Source organism: Yinghuangia soli (assembly GCF_021502675.1).
In the GTDB taxonomy this organism is placed as follows: Bacteria; Actinomycetota; Actinomycetes; order Streptomycetales; family Streptomycetaceae; genus Yinghuangia; species Yinghuangia soli.
Map to the genome: position 1 here is coordinate 1 of NZ_JAKFHA010000009.1, position 14,925 is coordinate 14,925.

Below are 14,925 nucleotides of genomic sequence, written 5' to 3' on the forward strand. Positions count from 1 at the left end.
CCCCCCCCCGCTCGCCGGCACCGATGGTGGTGATGCCGTGCTCGCGTGCTCACTGGTGCTCGGGTCGTACAGGTTGTACCGGTGCTCGAGTGGACCCGGCCGCGCGGCGGGTGGGTGCCCACGTGCCGGATCCACCATCCACGACACCCCCTCGCGTGGGTGGTGATCCACGTGGCGGACCCTGGCGAACCCTGGCGAATCAGGAGCGCCCCGGGCCTGCCGCACTAGCCTCGAAGCACCGAGCAGCCTGGGGGCTCGACGTGGACAGCTACTCGAAGGGACGGGCCGAGATGCGGCGCGAGCGCAACACCAAACTGGTGGACCTCTTTGCGCTGACCGGTTGGTCCAAAGGCGAGTTGGCCCGCCTGGTCAACCGGCGGGCGGCCGGCATGGGGCATCCGCAACTGGCCACCGACACCTCGCGGGTGCGGCGCTGGCTGGAGGACGGGGAATGCCCGCGCGACCCCGTTCCCCGGGTGCTCGCGGCGCTGTTCACCGAGCGACTCGGACGTGTCGTCACCTCCGAGGATCTTGGCCTCACCGGGCGCCCGAGGCACCACGTACCAGCCGTTCCCGAGGAACTGCCGTGGAGCACCAAGCGCACCGTGGACGCCTTGACCGAGTTCACGGGAATGGACCTCATGCTCAATCGGCGCGGCTTCGTCGGCACCGGATTCGCCTTGGTGGCGGGTCCGGTGCTCGTCACCAACTTCGACCGCTGGCTCGGCGCGGGCAAGTCCGCGCCGACCGGCCCCGCAGCAGCTCCGCCGCCGCGCGCCGGCACGTTCGGCACACGCGCGGTGTACGCCCCGATCGACTCCGGCCCGGTCGGCGCCGAGGAAGTGGCCGCGCTGGAGCACGCCGTCACGGTGTTCCGGGCCTGGGACGCGAACCGCGGCGGCGGCCTGCAGCGCAAGGCCGTGGTCGGCCAGCTCAACGAGGTCGGCAACCTGCTGACCGCGGAGAACCCCGCCCAGGTCCGCAGGCGGCTGTGGGCGGTGGCCGCGAACCTCTCCGTGCTGGCCGGCTGGATGTCGCACGACGTCGGCCTCGACCCGACCGCGCAGAACTACTTCGTGATCGGCGCGCACGCCGCCCGGGAGGCCGGCGATCTGCCGCGCGCCGCCGAGGCGCTGTCGCGGGCCGCACGCCAGATGGTGCACCTGGGCCGGCCGCGCGACGCGCTCGCGCTCATCGACCTCGCGCAGCGCACCGCGGGGGACCGGGCCACGCCGACCACGCGCGCGATGTTCCACACCGTGGAGGCCTGGGCGCAGGCCGCCCTCGGGCAGGCCGCGGAATGCCGGCGCACCCTCGGGCTGGCCGAGCGCGCGTTCACCGGCTCGCAGCCGCAGGACGACCCGGACTGGATCGGCTTCTTCGACAGCGCGGACCTGCACGGGATGCAGGCGCTGGTCTACCGCACGCTTGCCGACTCCGACCCGTCGGCGGTCCGGCCCGCGCAGGAACACGCCCAGAAGGCCATGGAGTTGCGGGCGCTCGGACATCAGCGCTCGCAGACGTTCGATCTCATCTCGCTGGCTTCGGCGTACCTGCTGGACGGGCAGCCGGACGCGGGTGCGCAGTACGCCCGCATGGCCATCCGGTCCACCCGCGAGGTCTCCTCGCACCGCACCTGGGACCGCCTCGGCGAGATGCAGAAGCTCACCGGCCGGTACAAGGACGTCCCCGAAGTGCGAAGCCTGCACGAGGAGATCGCGGACGGCGGCGGACTGCAGGGGCCGGCGGCACCGGCCTGAGGCCTGCGCCGGGGCCGAGTGGGTCCAGTGGGTCCAGTGGGCCCGGGACCGAGAGATCTCTGCGCCGGGCCGCGCCCGGTGCCCGGCCCGCGGGTCAGGACACCCGGACCGCCATCACGCAGGCGTCGTCCTCGTAGTCGGTGCTGCCCAGCCGGCTGACCACCAGGTCCACGCAGGACCGCGCATCCCCGGTCGCCAGCATCGGCCCGAGGCCCAGCAGGACGGCGATCGCGTCGTCGATGTCGCGCCCGCGGCGCTCCACCAGGCCGTCGGTGAACAGCAGCAGCAGGTCGCCCGGCCGGAGTTCGAGTTCGGCGTCCTCGTACGACGGCTCGTCGTGCACGCCGAGCACCACCCCGGACGGCGGCTCCAGGACGCTGCCGCGCCCGCCGCGGAACAGCAGCGGCGCCGGGTGCCCGGCCCGCGACCAGGTCAGGACGCGGCGCTCCGGCTCGTACCGGCCGCACAGCGCGGTCGCGATGGCCTCCGCCGGCATCGTGTGCAGCAGCAGCCGGTTGAGCCAGTACAGCATCTCGCCCGGCGTGGCGCCGGTCACCGCGAAGCCCTGCAGCGCGCTGCGCAGCGTCGTCATGCCGGCCGCGGCGGCCAGACCGTGCCCGGCCATGTCGCCCAGGGTCAGCAGGACCGTGCCGTCCGCCATCGCCATGCCGTCGTACCAGTCGCCGCCCACCCGCGCCGGTGCGTCGGCGGGGAAGTAGCAGGTGGCGAGGTCCAGTCCGGGGAGCTTCACGGCGCGGGTCCAGCGCGGCATGACCGCACGCTGCAGCTCCGCGGCCATCCGGTGCTCGTCGCGGGCAAGTTGGCGCTGCACCAGCAGCTGCGCCCGAGCCTCGGACAGCGCCGCCTGGGTCCAGCGCAGCTCGGTCACGTCCCGCATGATCACCCAGACGCTGCGCGGATGGCCGTCCCCGTCGAGCACCGGCTCGCCGACCAGGTGGACCGATCGCACCGTGGCATCCGGCCGCAGGATGCGGAACTCGCCCTCGGTAGGCAGGAGTTCATTGAGCAGCGCGTCGATCATCGCGGCCACCGCGGCGAGGTCGCCGGGCAGCACGTGGTACGGCAGGTCGTCGAGCCGCAGCGGGCCGTGCACGGGATCGCGGTCGAAGATCTGGTACATCTCGTCGGACCAGCGGATCTCGTCGGTGTCCAGATGCCACTCGGCGCTGGCCAGCAGCCCGGCCCGGGCGCGGGGCGGCGGAACCGCGAGTTCCTGGTGGCCGCGGCCGCGCACCGGCTCGTCCGGTGGCAGCGAGAGGTCGCGCGGTGCGTGCGGGCGGCCCGGGAGCAGCGTGTCGCCGACGACGGTGTCGACCAGCCGGGGCCGCAGATAGCGCGCCGAGCGGAACAGGTCCGCGACGCTGCCCGCCGATACCGCGGCAGTGCCCGCGCGGCCGTGCGAACCACGGGTTCCGGACGAGCCGTTCACCGCTTCATGGGCGGCCGGCTCCTCGCGTATGGGGGAGCAGAGCCGGGCCAGGTGGTCGAGCGACTGCTCCAGGCTCGCCGACAGCAGTTCGCATAAGTGCGCCTGCCGGGAGGACTCTTGCGACAGGTACGCCGCCAAGAGGTCGTCGACCTGCGAGCGGAGCCGGGCCACCCTGGTCATCATCGCTGTCAGATCCGCCGCGTCGAACTCCGGCCGCTCGTGCATTTACCCGCCTACGCCCGTCCCCTGCCGCCAGATCCCGACTCTGGCACACATCCGGGGCAGGTGGGGATGATTTCACCACATTGGTGGGGCTGGCGGATGTAGCGAGCAGGGTGACCGGATTCGACCGCAGTGCCCGGCAGTGCCTGGCTGTGCCCGGGAGTGCCCGAACCCGCCGATTCCGCACCTGCTGTGGGCCGTATGGCCGCCCGCCTACGGTGTGTCGTCACCCGACCGGCCCAGTAGACGCGCGTACCGGTCCCGGATCGGCACACGATGGAGCCTGATCCGCAGTCCCCTGCAAGGTTCAGGCAGATTCCCGCTGAGCATTGCCTCGGACGAATCGGAGGATGCTGTGGGAGTCGATCCTGCCGCCTTGCGGCGTTGCCATGTGGCCGTGGACCTTGGGGCGTCCCGGACCCGTATCTACCTCAAGAACCAAGGCCTCGTCGTCGACGAGCCGAGTCTGGCCGCGGTCGACACCCGCACCGGCGGCCTCGTCGCCGTGGGCTCGGTCGCGGCGCGCATGGTCGGGAGGTCGCCGGACCATATCCGGGTGGCCCGGCCGATATCGAGCGGCACGGTGGTGGACACCGAACTGGCCCAGTCGATGCTGCGGCAACTGGCCGACGGCCGGGTGGCACCGCTGTGGCGCCGCGCGGGCGGCGTGCGCGCCGTCGTCGGAGTACCGCACGACAGCGGCCCGCTGACCCGCAAGGCTGCGGTGCTGGCGCTGTCCGGACTGGGCGTGCGGCGCGTCGAGCTGGTCGACATCCCGGTCGCCGCGGCGATCGGCTGCCAGCTCCCGGTGGACCTGCCGGAGGCGGCCATGGTGGTGGTCTGCGGTACGGCCACCACGCAGATCGCGGTGCTGTCGCTGGGCGCGGTGGTGGCCGCGACCGCGGTGCCGGTCGGCGGCGACGCCATAGAGCACGCCATCGCCGAGCACCTGCGCAGCAAGCACGGTGTGGTGGTCCCGGCCGGCGCGATTCGGGAGATCTACCAGCGGCTCGACGCCGACGAGTACATCCCGGTCCTCGGCAAGGACGTGGGCAGCGGCCTGGCCCGGCAGCTGAGCATCGAGTCGGCCGGGATCCGCGACCTCATCGGCACACCGCTGACCGCCCTGCTCGACGGCATCGCCGGCGTCCTGCGCCGGTCGCCGCCGGACCTGGTGGTGGACCTCGCCGACCGCGGCATCACGCTGGCCGGCGGCGGTGCGCACATCCCCGGACTGGACACGATGGTGCGCAACGCGACCGGCATGCCGGTGCACGTGGCGCCGGATCCGCAGACCCGGGTGATCGACGGCCTGGCCCGGCTGATGGACGGCCGCCCCGTCCAGCCCGCCGCGCACGAGCCGATGCCCGCGGAGACGCCTGCGGAAGAAGAGGCGGCCACGGACCCGGAGGCCTTCGCGCCGGTGGCGTGACCCCCGGGCGGAGCCGAGGTACCGAGATCCCCCGGCACGCCCTTGGACCCGGTGCCGTGACCGGAGAGTGCAGCCCTCGGCTGCGCCTCCCGGTCACGGCGCCGGGTTCAGCCGTTTTCCCAGCGCTCGTCCGCGGCGTCTTCCTCGCGGGTGTGCTCGGCCGCGGTCTCGAGGGCGTGCTCGGCCGCCGCCTTGGTCGGGTACGGGCCGAGCCGGTCGAGCGCCCGGCAGCCGGCGCCCTGCTCGGCGGTGCCGTGCTTGAGGCAGTAGTACCACTCGATGTCGTCGTCGCTCATGGCTCGATGCTCGCATGGAATATGACCGATTTACGGAGATTGCCCGGTGTGTCAGGTCGGCCGGGTTACAGTCGGCAGATGGACATGACGCCGGAGGGCGAACCGCCCGGCTGCCCGTTGGCGGGGGTGGTGTCCGCGTACCTGCCCCGGCTCGCCGAACTCGCCCGCGAGCCGGGCCTGGTCGCGGCCGTCGACCAGCATGCGGCAGCGGTCTGCGATGCACTCGCGGCCGCCTCCGGCGCCGCCGCCGCGAATCCCGCCGCCGCCGATGCGGACCTGCCCGGCACGCGCGTACCCGACCGCCGGCTCCTGGCCGACTACGTCCTCGGCTTCACCGATGCGCTGGCGGAGTCCGGATGGCGCGAGCCGGCCGCGCCGGACTTTGCCGTGCTGCGCCTTGCCGCGGTGTGCCGGCTGACCCGCGAGCATCGGCTGCTGGCCCGCTGACCTGCATATTCGTCGCTGCGCCGGGTGCTGCTCACCGTGCAAGAGGAAACCGGACGGTTTTCCCGGTGTTGGAACCTGTTCTATTGTTCTCCAGGGGCGTCGGCCCGCTACGGGGGTGCGGGCAGGCGCGGAACATCGGAGTGCCCCCGGGCCGGTCGTGAACCGGCCCGGGGGCACTCCGATGTCGTCTGCGGTCTGCGGTCTGCGTCTGCGGTCTGCGGTCTGCGGTCTGCGTGTGCGGTGCGTGGTCCGAAGTCCGCGGTCAGCGCGGCGCCGTGGCGCGCTCCTGCTGCAGCCACGCGTCGTGCGTCTGCCAGGCGACCAGCTTCCTGCCGTCCACGTACCCGCTGTACGTCCCGCACTTGACCTTCGCCTTGCGGGTCACGCCCTTGGGGAACCAGTCCGCGGTCATCTTCGGGCGGTGGTGCCCGACCGCCGGGGCGCACTCCGCAGGAAGCCTGCCGTCCGGCAGCTGCGCCACCAGCAGGCGGTCCCCGCCGGTGGTCTTCATCTTGTAGCGGACCTGCGTCGTGCCGTCCGGCAGCCAGCCGGGCATCGAGGCCCGGTCCGCCTTCGCGTCCCGGCCGGTGTCGTAGCGCGACTCCTGCTGGTGCCGGCCGTCCAGCCACTCCTGCGCCATCGGGATTCCGACCACGGCGCCGATGCCCACCACGGCGACCGCGGAACCGGCGATGATCAGACCTGCCTTCAGCATGGAGAAGCCTCTCTCGGGATATGCGGTACCCCCTCATGATCACCGCGAAGGGCGCGGAATCGCGTCAGCTCGAAGGCTGGCGTTCGGGTGCGCCGTGAGGACTAGGGGATGTCCAGGAGGGGGTCGGAGGGGGGTCGGGAGCGGGTCCGCCAAAAGGTCTAGACGAATTTGGTCTGTACCATTCCCGAAGCCGGGCGCGGCTGGATAAGGTGCCCCGCATGGCGATTCCGGTTCATGGAAGTCCGCACGCCGCACCGCCCCCGCACCCCGACCGCCCGCGCGGCCGACGTGCTTCGCCGCGCCCTCGGGGCGGTGTCCTCAAGCCCATGTTGTGGACACTCGCCGTCCTCGCCGTCGCGGCATACCCGGTCTACCGGTTCGCGATCCCGCACGACGAGGCGGACGCCGGCTCGGAGGGCAAGGCCACGTGCCTCGCCGCCTTCGAAGGGTCCCTGGTCGGTGCGACGCGCCCGGCCGACCTGGACTGCGCGTCGCCCGAGGCCCGGTGGCGCGTCACCGCGGTCGTCAAGCCCGGCTCGGACCCGACACCGTGCCGGTCGCTGCCGGCCGACAAGGGCTACGAGACCGGCATGGAATGGCGCGGCCCGGACGGCACGGTGCTGTGCCTGACGGTCACCGCGTCCACCACGTTCGACGACTACGAGGCCGTCGGCACCATGCCGTACGCCTTCAACCAGGCGGACTTCGCCGAGATGAAGAAGCGCCTCCTGGCCGCCACCGGCCAGGGCTGAGGACCCGGCGGGGGACGCACGGGGGCAACGGGGGTCCGCCGCGGCCATGGGAGCCGGCCGCGGCGGATGTCTCAGGCCAGCCGGGTGAGTTCCACGACCACCCTCGGGGGCTCACCCGGCGGGCCCTGGTACACCCCCTTGAACGGCGGCACGTCCGCGTAGTCGCGGCCGCGTCCCACCACCACGTGCCGTACGCCCACCTCGACCATGTTCGTCGGGTCCAGGGCCACCCACGCACCTGCCCGGTACTCCACCCACGCATGGCTCTGCCCGGCGACCGTCTCGCCCGGCTCCGCCTCCGGGACCGGATGGAAATAGCCGGACACGTACCGCGCCGGCAGCCCCGCCGACCGCAGCATCGCCACGGTCAGCTGCGCGATGTCCTGGCACACGCCCTCGCGCTGGTCGTACGCCTGCTGCGCGCCGGTGCCCACCCCGGTCGAGCCGGGGACGTACGCGACCTGGCCGTGCACCCACGCCGCGATCGCCGCGGCCGCCTCGTGCGGCCCGAGCCCGCCGGCGAGCCGCCGCGCCTCGGCCGCGACGGCCTCGTCGACGCGGGTGAGCTCGGTGGCCGCGGAGTACTCCGACTCCGGACCCCGCGCCGCGGTGTCGCGCAGCACCTCCCAGGACGGCGCGGCCGGCAGCGGCGGTGCGGGCGAAGTCTCCACCGTGGCCCGGGCGGTGAGCCGCAAGCGCTCGTGCGGCTCAGGGATGTCCACGGCGACAACCTGCGTCCCCCAGTAGTCCCAATACGTCCAGGCGTGTGCGGGCGGGCTGATCTCGACACGCGACTCGAGCGCGGTCTGCGTCGGCAGGGTCAGGGGCGCCATGCGCACCTCGTTGAAGGAGGAGCGCGCCGATCCGGTGTACGCGACCTCGGTCACGTGCCGGATCCCCAGGCGCCAGCCGGTGGCGGTCGAGGTCAACGTCCCTCCCAGCGGGCCAGCGGGGCGTCCGGGAAGAAGCGCCGCGCGACGGCGTCCGTGGCCTGCGCGCATGCCGCGCCCAAATCCCCCAGGAGTGTGGGTAGTTCGCGGGCGAAGGCGGAGACGTCGGCGTACTCCAGGCGGGTCCGGAGCCGGCCCACCGGCCGCCGCGCCTCGTCCGCCACACCGGTGCGCTCCGCGGCCGCGGGGCCGAGCGCGAGGAGGCACTCTTCCGCGGTGCTCAGCGCATGCAGCACGGACCGCGGGAACAGCCGGTCCAGGAGCAGGAATTCCACCGCCCGGTCGGTGCCCGCCGCGCCGCCGTACGTGCGCAGGAACGACTCCTCGGCGCCGGCCGCGCGCAGCAGCGTGGTCCGGTCCGGCATCGGACCGTCGCCGGTGAGGAAGACCGAGAGCAGGCGCGCGGTCATGTCGGCGCGTTCGAGGGAGCGGCCCAGGACGAGGAAGCGCCAGCCTTCGTCCCGGGACAGCGTCGCGTCGGCGAGCCCGGAGAAGAGCGCGGCGCGTTCGCGCACGTGGGTCAGGAACGCCGCGGGCCCGAGCTGCTCGGCGGAGCGGCGGCTCGCGGCGAGGCCGTGCCGGGTGACGTTGAGGCACTCCCAGATCTCGCTGGAGACCACTTCGCGGACCCCGCGGGCGTTCTCGCGGGCGAGGAGGAGCGCTCCCGTGATCGAGCTGGGGGAGTCCTCGTCGAAGGCGATGCGGCGGATGGTGGCCTGGGTGTCGAGGGGCGGGCCGAACGGCGCCGTCGGGCCGGGCGGCGCATCGGACAGGCCGAGGACGCCGAGGAGCGAGCGGCAGGCGGCCGGTTCGTCGGTCCACGGGTCCTCGACCATGCGGTGCACGAACGCGTCGAGGAGCCGCGCGGTGTCGTCCGCGCGTTCGACGTAGCGGCCCATCCAGAACAGCGATTCGGCGACCCGGCTCAGCAGGCTCGGCGGGGCGTCGGGACGCCGTGCTCCGGGTGGCTCGCTGCCGGCCCCCGGCTCGGGGCGCGCCGGGAGCGGGATGTCGGACGGGCGGCCGCCGTGGCCGTACCCGTACCCGTCCCACGCATCGTCGCGCATGGCCGCGGCTCCCGCGGCGGCTCCTCGTGGTGGCACCGGCCGTCCCCCTCCTGTCGCGGCGTCCCGTGGGGCGCCCGGTCGCCGCGGCCCGGCCGTCCCGGCTGCGGGTGTGCACAAGCGGCTGGTCACTGCTGCATCTGCTGCGCGGCGCCGGCCGCCGACTCGTCGCCGAACGGCGAGGGCTGCTGGTCGCGGCTCTGCGGCATGGCCGCGACGGCGACCAGCTTGCGCGCGCCGGTCCCGTCCCGGCTGCCGTCGGCCAGCACCCAGGTGTCCTTGGAACCGCCGCCCTGGCTGGAGTTGACCACCAACTGCCCTTCGGGAAGCGCGACGCGGGTGAGGCCGCCGGGCAGCAGCCAGATGTCGGTCCCGTCGTTGATCGCGAACGGCCGCAGGTCCACGTGCCGGGGTTCGAGCCGGTCGCCGATCAGCGTGGGCGCCGTGGACAGGGCGACGGGGCGCTGCGCGATCCAGCCGCGCGGATCCGCCGCCACCGCGGCGCGCAGCACGGCCAGTTCCGCTTCCTCGGCATGCGGACCGATCACGATGCCCTTGCCGCCCGACCCGTCGACCGGCTTGAGCACCAGCTCGTGCGCGTGCTCGAGCACCCACGCCACGCGGTCCGGGCTGTCGAGCCGGTACGTCTCGACGTTGTCCAGCGCCGGCTCTTCGGCGAGGTAGTAGCGGATCAGGTCGGGCACGTACGTGTACAGGAGCTTGTCGTCCGCGACGCCGTTGCCGACCGCATTGGCCAGCGTGACGTTGCCGGCGCGCGCGGCGTTCAGCAGACCCGGCGTCCCGAGCAGCGAGTCGCCGCGGAAGTGCAGCGGGTCCAGGAAGTCGTCGTCGACCCGCCGGTAGATCACATGGACCGGGCGGCGGCCGCGCGTGGTGCGCATGTAGACGTGGTTGCGGTGGCATTCGAGATCCCGCCCCTCGACCAGCGGGATGCCCATCAGCCGGGCCAGCAGGGTGTGTTCGAAGTACGCGGCGTTGTACCGGCCGGGCGTGAGGACCACGGCGGTCGGGTCCGCCACCCCCTCCGGGGCGGTGGCGCGGAGCGAGGCCAGCAGCCTGGCCGGGTACGCGTCCACGGCGCGGACCCGGTGCTCGGCGAAGATCCCCGGGAACAGCCGCGTCCCGGCTCGCCGGTTCTCGATGACGTAGCTGACCCCGCTGGGGATGCGGACGTTGTCCTCCAGGACCCGGAAGCGCCCTTCCTCGTCGCGGACCAGGTCGATACCGCCCACGTGCACCCGCACTCCGCCCGGCGGTTCGATCCCGGCCGCGGCGCGGTGGAAGTGCGGCGAGGACAGGACGAGGGCGCGCGGCACCACCCCGTCCTCGAGCACGCGCCCGCGGCCGTACACGTCGGCGAGGAAAGCCTCCAGCGCCCGGATGCGCTGGGCGACGCCGCGGGTGACCTCGTCCCATTCCTGCGCCGCGAGGACGCGGGGGATCTGGTCGAGCGGGAACGGCTGCTCGTCGCCGGCGAACGCGAACGTCACGCCCCGGTCGGTGAACAGCCGGGCCACCTGGTCCGCCCGGTACCGCAGGTCGTTCGCGCCCAGCCGCTGCAGCGCGGCGAATACCGCGAGGTACGGCGTGCGGGGTACGCCGGGCGCGGCGAACATCTCGTCCCACGCCCGAGCCGGCCGATATGCGTCGAAGATGTCCGCCATGACCGGAGCGTAGGAAGCGCCTGTTTCCGCGGCGTTTCACGGGAGTTCTCCCCCTGTCACAGGCCGTCTCGGCGCTGCTCGGCCCCGCTTGGCGCCGCGCCGCGCCGGTCGGTGGTGTGCGGCCGACCCGGGTGTGTCGGGGGGCCGTGATAGGTGTGCGGCCTGTGTCCGCGTCAGCGTCGACGCGGCCGTTCGGGAGGATGAGTTGGCGATCTTCAGGGAGTCCGACGACCTTCGGGGCTCGACGTTCACCGGGACGGATCTGAGCGGATCCCGGTTCACCGAGGCGGACCTGGGCGGGTGCCGGTTCAGCGAGGCGAATCTGTCGGGTGTCGTCATGCGCGGCGTCGAGGTCCGCGACGCCGACATCGACGCGCCCTGGCTTGCCGACGGCGGCGCCACGTTCCACATCAACGGCATCGACGTGGCGGGTTATGTGGAGGCGGAGCTGGACCGCCGGTTCCCCGGCCGGGCGCAGCGGCGCGCCGCGGATCCGGAGGGCCTGCGCGCGGCCTGGAGCCTGCTGCAGCAGACCTGGGCCGCCACGATGGCGCGCGCCGAGGCGATGTCGGACGGCCCGGCGGACATCTCGGCGGAAATCTCGGGAGGAAACTCGGGGGACGCCTTGGTGGACGTCTCGGTGCACGGGGAATGGTCGTTCGCCCAGACGCTGCGGCACCTGGTCTTCGCCACCGACCTCTGGCTGGGCCGGTCGGTGCTCGGACGCGAGCTGCCTTTCCATCCGCTGGGCCTGGTCGGCGGCGGGCCGGAGCAACTGGGCCTGGACCCGTCCTTGTTCGCGGACCGGACGCCTGCGTACGCCGAGGTCGTCGAAGCCCGCGCGGACCGCGTCGCGATGGTCGGCGACTTCCTCGCCGCGGCCACCGCGGAGGAACTGGCCGCAGTACGGCGGAACCCCTGGCACGGCCGTGCCGAGACGACGCTGTCCTGCCTGCACGTGATCCTGAGAGAGGAGTGGGACCACCACCGCTTCGCGGCCCGGGACCTCGACGTGCTCCAAGCGAAGGCCGGCTGAGCGGCGGCCCGTGCGCGTCAGGGCAGGTCGCTGTTGCCGCCCACGTTGTCGACCATGCGGCGCAGGACGTCGAGCGCGGCGAGGTACTCGTCGCGCGAGATCCCCTCGTGGAGCTGCCGGTTCGCCTTGGCGACGCGTTCGCGCGCGCGAAGCAGGCCGGCCTCCCCGTCGGGGGTGAGCGCGAGCGTGCCGCCGGTTTCGGCCAGCCAGCCGCGCGAGCTCAGGCCTGCGAAGGCCGGGGTGAAGTCCAGGCCCGGGTCGCCGAATACCGACAGCCGCTCGGCGAGGGACTGCCGCGTCCAGGTGCCGGGCGCGTCGCCGACGTGGTTGAGCGTCCACCACTGCGGCTGGGTCAGCTGCTCCTTGGCGAGCGTGCCGCGGATGAAGCCGACCACGTCGCGGTGCACGACGCCGCTCCAGTAGCCGATGGGCTGACGGGCGAGCTGGGCCTCGGGGTAGGTCTGCACGGCCATGGGGTACGCCCCTTCTGCCTTCTTCGGCTGTCTTCGGCTTGCTTCTGCTTCTTCTGTTTCCTCTGCTTACGCGTGTTTCCTCTGCTTACGCGCTCCGGCGTCGTTTGCATGATCAACATAGGAGTTGAAGTGGAGTTGAGGTCAAGGGGCCGCGGAAGCGCACGAATGGCCGGGCGGTGTCACGCTTTCGGGGTGGCGCGGGCCGGAAGTGGCGGAGGCGCGTCGCGCGGGGCCTAGCGTGGTCCCATGCCCGTCCGACTGCTGTGGTTCCGCCGCGACCTGCGGCTCGCCGACAATCCTGCGCTGCACGCCGCGGCCGGCACGGGAGTGCCGGGGACGGGGGACGGTTCCGGCCCTGCGTCGGTGCTGCCGGTCTTCGTGGTCGATCCGGTGCTGTGGGAGCCCGCGGGGCCTTCGCGGCGGGCGTACCTGGTCCGTTCGCTGCATGCCCTGGACGCGGCCCTGCGCGAGCGCGGCTCCGGCGGGCTGGTCGTACGAAGGGGCGAACCCGTCGCCGAGCTCGGCCGGTTGGTTGCCGAAACGGGCGCAGACGAAGTGCACGCGGCCGCCGACTTCGGACCGTACGGCCGTGCCCGGGACGAGGAAGTCGAGCAGGCCCTCGGCGAGCAAGGCGTCGCGCTCGTGCGTACCGGGTCGCCGTACGCGGTCGCCCCGGGGCGGGTCCGCAAGCAGGACGACACGCCCTACCGCGTCTTCACGCCGTTCCTGCGGGCCTGGGCCGACCACGGCTGGCGGGCGCCGCTGCCCGAGCCGAAGGACGTGGTGTGGGCCGACGGCGTCAAGTCGTCCGGCATCCCGGCGGAGCCGCGCAGCGGGGTTCCCGCCCTGCCGACCGCGGGCGAGGCGGCCGCGCGGGCCGTGTGGTCGGCGTACCGCAAGAAGGGCCTGCAGCGTTACGCGGAAACGCGCGACCGCGCCGACCTGCCCGGCACCTCGCATCTGTCCGTCCACCTGCGCTTCGGGGAGGTCCACCCGCGCACCCTGCTGGCCGAGGTGGGACCGGACGCGAGCACGTTCCGCGCCGAGCTGGCCTGGCGCGAGTTCTACGCCGACGTCCTTCATCACCACCCGGAGAGCGCCCGGGAGTACCTGAACCCGCAGCTCGCCGGGATGCAGTACGACACCGGCCAGGACGCGGACGCACTGTTCGCGGCCTGGCAGGCGGGCCGGACCGGCTATCCGTTCGTCGACGCCGGCATGCGCCAGCTCGCGGCCGAAGGCTGGATGCACAACCGGGTCCGCATGGTGGTGGCGTCCTTCCTGGTCAAGGACCTGCACCAGGAATGGACGCGCGGCGCCCGGCACTTCATGAACCTGCTGGCCGACGGCGACCTGGCCTCCAACAGCCACGGCTGGCAGTGGGTCGCCGGATGCGGCACGGACGCGGCGCCGTACTTCCGCATCTTCAACCCGGTCGCCCAGGGCCGGAAGTTCGACCCGGACGGCGACTACGTGCGCCGCTACATCCCCGAGTTGCAGGGCGTCGCCGGCGCGGCCGTGCACGAACCGTGGAAGCTCCCGGGCGGCCCGCCGAAGGGCTACCCCAAGCCGATCGTCGACCACGCCGAGGAGCGAGCGGTGTCCTTGGCCCGCTACAAGGCGGTACGGGAGGGCTGAGGGAAGGGGAAGCGTACGCCGGTCAGTTCCTCGGAGAGGGTCCAGAGGCGGCGGCCTGTGGCGGGGTCGGCTGCGGCCGGGGCGAGTGGCACGAATGCGGGGGCGCCGCGCACTTCGCCGCGGCCGCCCGGGCCGACGAACCGGCCGCCGGCGACGTCCGGGGCGGTCGCGGCGTGCAGTTGCGGCAGCGCACCTTGCTCCGGTGACTGGGCCAGCGGGATCAGGAGGCGGCCGAAGAGCAGTTTGACCAGGCCGGACGGGGCGCTGGTCTGGAGGTTGGTGGCGGCGTACCCGGGGTGGGCGAGGATGCTGCGGACGGGGCTGCCGGCGGCGTCGAGCCTGCGGTGGAGTTCGGTGCCGAAGACGGCGTTGGCGAACTTCGCCTGGTTGTAGAAGCCCATGGGGGAGTAGGAGCGCTCGCCCGACAGGTCGTCGAAGTCCAGTCGGCCCTTGCGGTGGTTGGTCGAACTCACCGTGACCACCCGCGGGTCGGTCCCGGCCGCCAGCAGGTCGAGGAGCAGGCCGGTCAGCGCGAAGTGCCCGAGGTGGTTGGCGGCGAACTGGAGCTCGTGCCCCTGCGCGCTGAGGGTGCGGGGCGGTGCCATGACTCCCGCGTTGTTGACGAGCACGTCGAGGCGGGTGCGGTCGGCGCGCAGGCCGGCGGCGAAGGCGCGGACCGAGTCGAGGTCGGCCAGGTCCAGGCGGCGCACTTCCAGGCGCGCGTGCAGGTCTTCGTCCGCGCGTGCATCAGGGCGTTCGTGGCGTCGTCCGCGACCGGCGCGCGAAGCGTCGGTGCGGATCGCGGCGGTGATGCGCGCCGCAGCCTGGTGCCCGCGTTCCTCGTTGCGGACCGCGAGGACCACATGGGCGCCGCGGCGGGCGAGCGCGGCGGTCGTCGCCAGGCCGAGGCCGCTGTTGGCACCGGTGACCACGAAGGTCCGGCCGGTCTGGTCGGGGATCTGCTCGGCGTTCCACGGCTTCGGGTTCTTGATCATGTGTCGCATG

The 14,925-nt window shown here is 73.2% G+C and carries 14 protein-coding genes; 6 read left to right on the forward strand and 8 right to left on the reverse strand.

Annotation, left to right across the window (positions count from 1 at the left end):
* Positions 1–290: 290 nt before the first annotated feature.
* On the forward strand, positions 291–1,760 hold the full coding sequence (locus LZ495_RS17150; protein WP_235053330.1) for a DNA-binding protein NsdB: 1,470 nt from the start codon (positions 291–293) through the stop codon (positions 1,758–1,760).
* Between the two features lie 94 nt (positions 1,761–1,854).
* Here LZ495_RS17150 and LZ495_RS17155 read toward each other — a convergent pair whose 3' ends face one another.
* Positions 1,855–3,435: a PP2C family protein-serine/threonine phosphatase gene (locus tag LZ495_RS17155; RefSeq protein WP_235053105.1), complete on the reverse strand. Its 1,581-nt coding sequence runs from the start codon at positions 3,433–3,435 to the stop codon at positions 1,855–1,857.
* Positions 3,436–3,829: 394 nt separating this feature from the next.
* Between LZ495_RS17155 and LZ495_RS17160 the strand changes: the two genes are divergently transcribed.
* Positions 3,830–4,864: a rod shape-determining protein gene (locus tag LZ495_RS17160; RefSeq protein WP_235053106.1), complete on the forward strand. Its 1,035-nt coding sequence runs from the start codon at positions 3,830–3,832 to the stop codon at positions 4,862–4,864.
* Between the two features lie 107 nt (positions 4,865–4,971).
* Here LZ495_RS17160 and LZ495_RS17165 read toward each other — a convergent pair whose 3' ends face one another.
* Positions 4,972–5,160, reverse strand: coding sequence for a hypothetical protein (locus LZ495_RS17165; RefSeq protein ID WP_235053107.1), 189 nt, complete (start codon positions 5,158–5,160; stop codon positions 4,972–4,974).
* Positions 5,161–5,238: 78 nt separating this feature from the next.
* Between LZ495_RS17165 and LZ495_RS17170 the strand changes: the two genes are divergently transcribed.
* Positions 5,239–5,607 (forward strand): DUF6401 family natural product biosynthesis protein, encoded by a 369-nt coding sequence (locus tag LZ495_RS17170; protein ID WP_235053108.1) that lies wholly within the window; start codon positions 5,239–5,241, stop codon positions 5,605–5,607.
* A gap of 262 nt (positions 5,608–5,869) precedes the next feature.
* On the opposite strand, the gene LZ495_RS17175 is transcribed toward LZ495_RS17170, so the two are convergent.
* Positions 5,870–6,322, reverse strand: coding sequence for a hypothetical protein (locus tag LZ495_RS17175; RefSeq protein ID WP_235053109.1), 453 nt, complete (start codon positions 6,320–6,322; stop codon positions 5,870–5,872).
* Positions 6,323–6,648: 326 nt separating this feature from the next.
* Between LZ495_RS17175 and LZ495_RS17180 the strand changes: the two genes are divergently transcribed.
* A complete protein-coding gene (locus tag LZ495_RS17180) occupies positions 6,649–7,074 on the forward strand; it encodes an LppU/SCO3897 family protein (protein WP_235053110.1) in 426 nt (141 codons plus the stop codon).
* 71 nt (positions 7,075–7,145) lie between these two features.
* Here LZ495_RS17180 and LZ495_RS17185 read toward each other — a convergent pair whose 3' ends face one another.
* The 3 genes from LZ495_RS17185 to LZ495_RS17195 form a co-directional block, all read right to left on the reverse strand.
* Entirely contained in the window at positions 7,146–8,003 is an 858-nt protein-coding gene (locus LZ495_RS17185; protein ID WP_235053111.1) for a transglutaminase family protein, read from the reverse strand.
* Positions 8,000–9,091: an alpha-E domain-containing protein gene (locus LZ495_RS17190; RefSeq protein WP_235053112.1), complete on the reverse strand. Its 1,092-nt coding sequence runs from the start codon at positions 9,089–9,091 to the stop codon at positions 8,000–8,002. The genes LZ495_RS17185 and LZ495_RS17190 overlap by 4 nt, the downstream gene beginning before the upstream one ends.
* Positions 9,092–9,216: 125 nt before the next feature.
* Positions 9,217–10,773 (reverse strand): circularly permuted type 2 ATP-grasp protein, encoded by a 1,557-nt coding sequence (locus LZ495_RS17195; RefSeq protein ID WP_235053113.1) that lies wholly within the window; start codon positions 10,771–10,773, stop codon positions 9,217–9,219.
* Between the two features lie 205 nt (positions 10,774–10,978).
* On the opposite strand from LZ495_RS17195, the gene LZ495_RS17200 reads away from it, so the two are divergent.
* On the forward strand, positions 10,979–11,809 hold the full coding sequence (locus LZ495_RS17200; RefSeq protein WP_235053114.1) for a DinB family protein: 831 nt from the start codon (positions 10,979–10,981) through the stop codon (positions 11,807–11,809).
* Positions 11,810–11,826: 17 nt separating this feature from the next.
* Here LZ495_RS17200 and LZ495_RS17205 read toward each other — a convergent pair whose 3' ends face one another.
* On the reverse strand, positions 11,827–12,282 hold the full coding sequence (locus LZ495_RS17205) for a MarR family winged helix-turn-helix transcriptional regulator (protein WP_235053115.1): 456 nt from the start codon (positions 12,280–12,282) through the stop codon (positions 11,827–11,829).
* Between the two features lie 246 nt (positions 12,283–12,528).
* On the opposite strand from LZ495_RS17205, the gene LZ495_RS17210 reads away from it, so the two are divergent.
* Positions 12,529–13,920 carry a cryptochrome/photolyase family protein gene (locus tag LZ495_RS17210; protein WP_235053116.1) on the forward strand — a complete coding sequence of 464 codons (1,392 nt, stop codon included), beginning with the start codon at positions 12,529–12,531 and terminating at the stop codon, positions 13,918–13,920.
* Here LZ495_RS17210 and LZ495_RS17215 read toward each other — a convergent pair.
* On the reverse strand, positions 13,896–14,915 hold the full coding sequence (locus tag LZ495_RS17215) for an oxidoreductase (protein WP_235053117.1): 1,020 nt from the start codon (positions 14,913–14,915) through the stop codon (positions 13,896–13,898). The two genes, LZ495_RS17210 and LZ495_RS17215, sit on opposite strands and share 25 nt — an antisense overlap.
* Between the last annotated feature and the right edge of the window lie 10 nt (positions 14,916–14,925).

Excerpts from the sequence above, each read along its gene's own strand:
- LZ495_RS17150 (WP_235053330.1), top strand. The coding sequence starts at position 291 with ATGCGGCGCGAGCGCAACACCAAACTGGTGGACCTCTTTGCGCTGACC.
- LZ495_RS17155 (WP_235053105.1), bottom strand. The coding sequence starts at position 3,435 with ATGCACGAGCGGCCGGAGTTCGACGCGGCGGATCTGACAGCGATGATG.
- LZ495_RS17165 (WP_235053107.1), bottom strand. The coding sequence starts at position 5,160 with ATGAGCGACGACGACATCGAGTGGTACTACTGCCTCAAGCACGGCACC.
- LZ495_RS17170 (WP_235053108.1), top strand. The coding sequence starts at position 5,239 with ATGGACATGACGCCGGAGGGCGAACCGCCCGGCTGCCCGTTGGCGGGG.
- LZ495_RS17175 (WP_235053109.1), bottom strand. The coding sequence starts at position 6,322 with ATGCTGAAGGCAGGTCTGATCATCGCCGGTTCCGCGGTCGCCGTGGTG.
- LZ495_RS17180 (WP_235053110.1), top strand. The coding sequence starts at position 6,649 with ATGTTGTGGACACTCGCCGTCCTCGCCGTCGCGGCATACCCGGTCTAC.
- LZ495_RS17190 (WP_235053112.1), bottom strand. The coding sequence starts at position 9,091 with ATGCGCGACGATGCGTGGGACGGGTACGGGTACGGCCACGGCGGCCGC.
- LZ495_RS17195 (WP_235053113.1), bottom strand. The coding sequence starts at position 10,773 with ATGGCGGACATCTTCGACGCATATCGGCCGGCTCGGGCGTGGGACGAG.
- LZ495_RS17205 (WP_235053115.1), bottom strand. The coding sequence starts at position 12,282 with ATGGCCGTGCAGACCTACCCCGAGGCCCAGCTCGCCCGTCAGCCCATC.
- LZ495_RS17210 (WP_235053116.1), top strand. The coding sequence starts at position 12,529 with ATGCCCGTCCGACTGCTGTGGTTCCGCCGCGACCTGCGGCTCGCCGAC.
- LZ495_RS17215 (WP_235053117.1), bottom strand. The coding sequence starts at position 14,915 with ATGATCAAGAACCCGAAGCCGTGGAACGCCGAGCAGATCCCCGACCAG.